Source organism: Halanaerobium saccharolyticum (assembly GCF_004362045.1).
In the GTDB taxonomy this organism is placed as follows: Bacteria; Bacillota; Halanaerobiia; order Halanaerobiales; family Halanaerobiaceae; genus Halanaerobium; species Halanaerobium saccharolyticum_C.
The window spans coordinates 1-4,065 of the sequence record NZ_SNWX01000059.1; the positions used below are offsets into that span (position 1 = coordinate 1).

A 4,065-nucleotide genomic window follows, 5' to 3' on the forward strand; every position below is an offset into this window, starting at 1 on the left:
TTTTTATGCTGTTTTTCTATTCTCGCCTGGCCGCCACCAAGTCGGATTTTATCTTTTTTATTTTCTAATGAGTTTTCCTTATCTTCTACTGACATCTAATAACCACCTTTCACAAATTAATAAAATATAAGTTTTGTTAAACATTTCATTAATTAGTTTAAACAAATCCAAATTAGACATTAAAGAAATAGAAGCCCACTTTTCAATTGAATCTGCAAAAAGGGACTTCTATTTTATACATTTATTTTTAGGTATTAACCAAAATCAATTAAGCTTCTTCACCAAACAATTCTTCATCACTTGGAATATCAGCTTCAATTGGTTTGGAGAGCCAGGTTACATTTAAGAAGTGTTTTAAGGTAATATTTTCTGTGGTAATATTTCCACCCCAGGTTCCACAACCTAAACTCAAAGTAAATGGCATACCGTTATTCCAGTTACCACTATTACCGTAACTTTGGGACTGTCTGACCATAATTCTACTTACTGGAGCAAAAGCTCCCAGCTTCTCAATGTGCTCATCATCAACAGAGTGAATTCCACAGGAATGACCTAAACCTTGAAACTTTAAGATCTCTTCAACTCTCTTGAGAGCATTCTCAAAGCCGCTATATTTATAAACTGTTAAAATAAGTGACAGTTTTTCACCGGAATATGGATACTCTTTGCCAACACCCTCTTCTTCAACAATAAAGAACTTAATTTCATCTGAAATATCAATACCAGCAGCATCTGCTATTGTTTGGGCAGAGCGGCAGATTAAATCAATATTTAAATGGTAGCCATCAACAAAGAATGCATCCTGCAGTTTTTTCTTTTCTTCTTTTGTTGTAAAATAACCACCCTGTTTCTGAAGTTTCTCCATTAATTCATCATAAATAGATTCCTCTACTATAAGTGAGTTTTCTGTTGAACAGCTGGTTCCATTATCAAAAGTCTTCCCATTCATAATTTTTTCTGCTGCATCTTCTAAATCAGCTGTTTCATCAACTATGATCGGTGCATTCCCTGGGCCAACACCATAAGCAGGGGTTCCAGAAGAGTAAGCTGCTTTAACCATTGATCCACCACCAGTAGCTACAACAAGATCACTCTGTGACATCAGTTCGTTAGTTGCTTCAATTGAAGGTTCTTCAATAATCTGAAATAAGTCTGCTGGTGCACCTGCTTCCTCTAACACATCTCTCATTAAATTAACAATCTTAGTAGATGTTTTTTTGCTGCGAGGGTGGGGAGAGAAAATTATAGCATTTTTACCTTTTAAAGCAAACAATGCTTTAACAGGTGGTGTAGCTTCACAATTTGTAACAGGTACTATTCCACTAACTACACCAACAGGTTTAGCAAACTTAATAATTCCCTGTTCCTTATCCTCTTCAATTTTACCCATAGATTTTAAATCTTTAATATCATTCCAGGTACCCTTAACTTTTTTAGTTATTTTAACACGCTTATGTTCTACAACACCCATTTTAGTTTCTTCTACAGCTAACTCTGCAATTTCCTGGGCATCTTCTTCATTTGCCGCAGCTGCTGCTACTTTATTACATAATTCATCAATTTCCTGCTGGCTGTAATCTGCAATCTGGTCCATTGCCTTTCTTGCTCTATCTATCATTCCAGAAACTAATTTTTTGGCTTCTTCACTCATTAATAAACACTTCCTTTTTAAATTTAGTTTATTATTGTTTATAATTTCTCAAAACGTCTAATAATTTCATTATCAATTTCACTTTCATCAACATTTAAACCATGTTCCATTGGGTCTCCATCTTCATCCACAAAAACAAATGTTATAAAACAGTCCGCAACTATTTTTTCGCTATCATTATTTTTATATGCTTTTCCATAAACTACAAAGCTGGTTCTACCAGATCGAATCATCTGTGTTTCAATATTTAAAATATCACCTTCATTAGTCGGAATATAAAAGCTTAGTTCATGGATTTTAACACAAACAATATTTTCTGGATGTTGAGTAGTTTGAGCACCATTAATAAAACAAGCTTCAACACACCACTCGGCCATTCTCCCTGCATAAAGGGTGCCATGATGATTTAAGTTATCTGATTTTACCAAGTGTGAAAAATTCATTTTTTTCATTTATAGAATACTCCTTTTTAATACTAAGTTTAAATAAAATTAGGTAGTCGCTCTTATTTTCAATTCAGGAGATAAAACAATTTTGTTTTCGAATTTTTTTTCAGAACCTGTCTTTATTTTTTCGATTAAAGTTTCTAAAGCAATTTTCCCCATTTCATATTTAGGCTGTGCTATTGTTGTTAACTGGACTTCTGGAAGTGAAGAAAACGAGATATCATCAAAACCAATCACTGCCATGTCCTCCGGTATCCTAAACCCCTTTAATCTAAGTGCCTGAATAACTCCTAAAGCTAAAAGATCATTATAACAAATAACAGCAGTTGGAAGCTGTTTTTTATTAAAGTTATTAATTATTTGATTCATCAAATCAAAACCGCTTTTACGATCATAAGAATTTTTAACATTAGTAATATATTTATCTTCAATTTTTATATCATGTTTTTTTAATGAATTTTTATAACCCTTTAATCTTTCCTGATTAGCATACCTTTCTTCTCCAGCTCCAATAAAAGCAATATTTCTATGACCTTTTTTTATTAAATAGTTCATTGCTTTTTCAGTACCCTTAGCGTTATCAACTATTATAGAAGTATAATCATTCAAAGGAATAAAAGAACTGATGAATACAGTTTTTAATTGAGAGTTCAATAAATTTTTAAGATGATTAACATCTTCAGAGCTTGGAGTCATAATTAATCCATCAATCTGCTTTTGCATTAAAGCATTAACATAATGGTCTTCACGTTCTGGATTCCAGTTTGTATTACATAAGAATATATTATAATCTGCAGTTACCGCAGCCTCTTCTACTCCTCTAGCAACTTGTGGGAAAAATGGATTAGTTATATCAGGTATTACAAGACCTATTGTTTTAGTTTCATTATTTACTAACCCTCTTGCAATTGCATTTGGTTGATATCCCATTTCATTTGCTTTAGATATAACTCTTTTTTTTGTCTCTTCATTTACATCTGGATGATCATTTAATGCCCTCGATACTGTAGCATAAGAAACTCCTAATTCTTTTGCGATTGTCTTAATAGTAACACCCAATTTCCCCACTCCTGTCTTTTATTTGCAGTATTCAGCGATTTTATTATCATGTATTATTTTAATGAATTCTTCGAAATCTTTAAAATACTTTGTTGTCTCAAACTCTATTACAACTAACTCATTACCACCAGAATAAACCTTAAATTTGCCATTAAGCATACAGATATCAAGTTTAATACTATCCATATTTTTATAATATATTTTCTGCATACTATAACCTAAGTAATTATCGGTTATCTCTTCAAATCCTTCCTGAAGAATTAAAATGCCATAATCAGTAGCAATTAATAATTTAGCAGGACTAAATGGTTCAGGTCTATTCTGATTATCAGACATTTCTTCTCTCTTAATAAAAATTACATCAAGTATGTCTCTGTTATCTACAAATAGTGTATCATCTTTTAACACTTTTTTTAAGATATAATGTGCTTTATACCCTTGAGAAAGAATGTCCATCAATTTTTCTTCAACTCTTTTTTTGAGTTGATCCCTATTTTTTATTTCTGTCACAATATCACCCCCTATAGCTAATATTATACTATATTATTTTATTTCAGAGATTTTAACAGGTCTGTTTTCTTCTAAAGATTTTTTAGCTGCTTTTGCGATTAAAATTGGTTTTAAACCATCCCGACCATCAACTGGTACCTCAGTATCATTTACTACTGCATTAACAAACTGCTTCATTTCTTCTGCAAAAGACTCCATATATCTTTCAAGGAAGAAATATAGAGGTTTTTCTGCTTCAACTCCATCCTTTGTACTCAACACAGCTGTGGACGGCTTATCATTACTTACCTCTACTGCACCTTTTCGTTACGTCAAATCTAATAGTTTTTTTAAAAATATTAATAGTTATCATGGTTGTCAGGTTAGAAATCTGCATTAAATGCAGGAATCCCTCCCCCT

At 32.2% G+C, this 4,065-nt stretch carries 4 protein-coding genes and 1 pseudogene; all 5 read right to left on the reverse strand.

Annotated features, from left to right (window positions below):
* Positions 1–268: 268 nt before the first annotated feature.
* Entirely contained in the window at positions 269–1,651 is a 1,383-nt protein-coding gene (locus DFR79_RS15860) for an aldehyde dehydrogenase family protein (protein WP_133516432.1), read from the reverse strand.
* 38 nt (positions 1,652–1,689) lie between these two features.
* Positions 1,690–2,103 carry an acyl-CoA thioesterase gene (locus DFR79_RS15865; RefSeq protein ID WP_133516433.1) on the reverse strand — a complete coding sequence of 138 codons (414 nt, stop codon included), beginning with the start codon at positions 2,101–2,103 and terminating at the stop codon, positions 1,690–1,692.
* A 39-nt stretch (positions 2,104–2,142) separates the two neighbouring features.
* A complete protein-coding gene (locus DFR79_RS15870) occupies positions 2,143–3,156 on the reverse strand; it encodes a LacI family DNA-binding transcriptional regulator (RefSeq protein WP_133516434.1) in 1,014 nt (337 codons plus the stop codon).
* Between the two features lie 18 nt (positions 3,157–3,174).
* Positions 3,175–3,666: a hypothetical protein gene (locus DFR79_RS15875; RefSeq protein ID WP_133516435.1), complete on the reverse strand. Its 492-nt coding sequence runs from the start codon at positions 3,664–3,666 to the stop codon at positions 3,175–3,177.
* Positions 3,667–3,699: 33 nt separating this feature from the next.
* Positions 3,700–3,969, reverse strand: a pseudogene (locus DFR79_RS15880) (Gfo/Idh/MocA family oxidoreductase); the annotation flags it as partial.
* Positions 3,970–4,065: the final 96 nt, after the last annotated feature.

Excerpts from the sequence above, each read along its gene's own strand:
- DFR79_RS15865 (WP_133516433.1), bottom strand. The coding sequence starts at position 2,103 with ATGAAAAAAATGAATTTTTCACACTTGGTAAAATCAGATAACTTAAAT.
- DFR79_RS15860 (WP_133516432.1), bottom strand. The coding sequence starts at position 1,651 with ATGAGTGAAGAAGCCAAAAAATTAGTTTCTGGAATGATAGATAGAGCA.